1 protein-coding gene is annotated in these 1,456 nt (G+C 57.1%); it reads right to left on the reverse strand.

What is annotated here, in order from left to right; translation table 11 throughout:
* Positions 1–226: 226 nt before the first annotated feature.
* Complete coding sequence (locus tag ACQUQO_RS18175) at positions 227–1,225, reverse strand: IS110 family transposase (protein ID WP_435080058.1); 999 nt, start codon at positions 1,223–1,225, stop codon at positions 227–229.
* Positions 1,226–1,456: the final 231 nt, after the last annotated feature.

Raw genomic sequence — 1,456 nt, forward strand, 5'->3', positions numbered from 1 at the left:
GTCTTTACCTATGGAAATTCTGCTGGCTAAGTAAACCACCGCTGTCAGTATAGTTGTTGCGGGGAACTGCTTGCTGATGCGCTTGATGCGGAAAACCGCCGGGATGCGGTGCTGTCTATCCTCACGCGGTCGGTGCTGTGCGGTGCTGTCTGTGATCTCAGTCCATTCACCAGTCGCTCACCGACCGCAGTGCTCCCGTCAGTGAGCGACGCCGCTCAGGCGTCGCTCACGCAGTTACTCCTGGCGGGTCATACACCTCCTCTCGGTCAAGCATATGGTAGATAGACACCAGCAGCTTGCGAGCGGTTGCGACGATTGCCTTCTGCGAGCCCTTCTTTCCCGCTAACCGATCATAGAACCGGCTCAGATACTCGTCATCGCATGTATGGACGGCTGTCCGTGCACACTGAACAAGGATCCATCGTAACTGCCGTGAGCCCCGCTTCGATATCCCGCCCTCGATCCGCGAGTCGCCTGACTCGCGGATCACCGGATTCAACCCAGCGTAACTCACCACTTCTTTGTCCCGGTCAAACCGGTCTATCTCGCCCACCTCCGCATAGATCATCAGCGCTGAGTAGTAGCTCACACCGGGAATCGTCATCAGCAGCTGGGTCTCTGCCAGAGACCCAGCGCGTTCTTCGATAGCAGCTTCGAGCCGTTCGATCTCCTCGGTGAGCGTCTCGATCATCTCCAGGTACGACGCTAACAACGTGTCCCAGGGCGTCGGGAGCGAGAGGTCCCGTAGGGACTCTCGTCCCGACACACTCAGCGGTTTCATCTCGCGTGTGATTCCTTGATCGGACAGCAGCCCATGGATCTTGTTTGCGTACTCGGTGCGGGTCTCGACCAACTTCTGTCGCCCGCGCACGAGTGCGCGGGCTTCCCTGATCTCGTCGGTTGGGACGTAGCTCTCTGGCACTGAACCTAACCGAACCATCCGTGCCAACTCCTTGGCATCAACGCGATCGGTCTTCTTGTCCGTGTTAGCGATCAACGTCAGTTTACTAGGATGGGCAACAGTCACATCCAGATGTTCCGACAGCGTATCGTGGATGTGGTAGTAGTTACTGGTAGCCTCGATCGCGGCTTCGGCTCCAGCGTAGCGCTGGGCGAGTTCATCGAGGTTCGCGTTCTCGACGCGAACCTCTTCAACAATCTCACCAGCTTCATCCATTACTGCCACCTGTGCGTACCGCTTGTGGATGTCTATTCCAAGATACATGGGTTATCACTCCGGGACGCCTGTGCGTGAAACAGAGATTCACCTATTCGGGCTTTCCCGGCTGCCGCCGGAAGCGGCAGCCAGGCTGTAATGCCCAAGACTCGGCTTCCTACGCACTCGGACCAGTCAGCTAAACGTGCTCGATGGCACGAAAGACGCATCGGTCTCTTGCGTCCCATATCTTGTTTCACGCTCTCATGGGATAGCAGAATTTCCCATCGAGTCAGCTAA

The organism is Halococcus sp. AFM35, from assembly GCF_051195015.1.
In the GTDB taxonomy this organism is placed as follows: domain Archaea; phylum Halobacteriota; class Halobacteria; order Halobacteriales; family Halococcaceae; genus Halococcus.

What these genes read in the sequence shown, in the direction of transcription:
- ACQUQO_RS18175 (WP_435080058.1), bottom strand. Translation starts at nt 1,225, where the DNA reads ATGTATCTTGGAATAGACATCCACAAGCGGTACGCACAGGTGGCAGTA.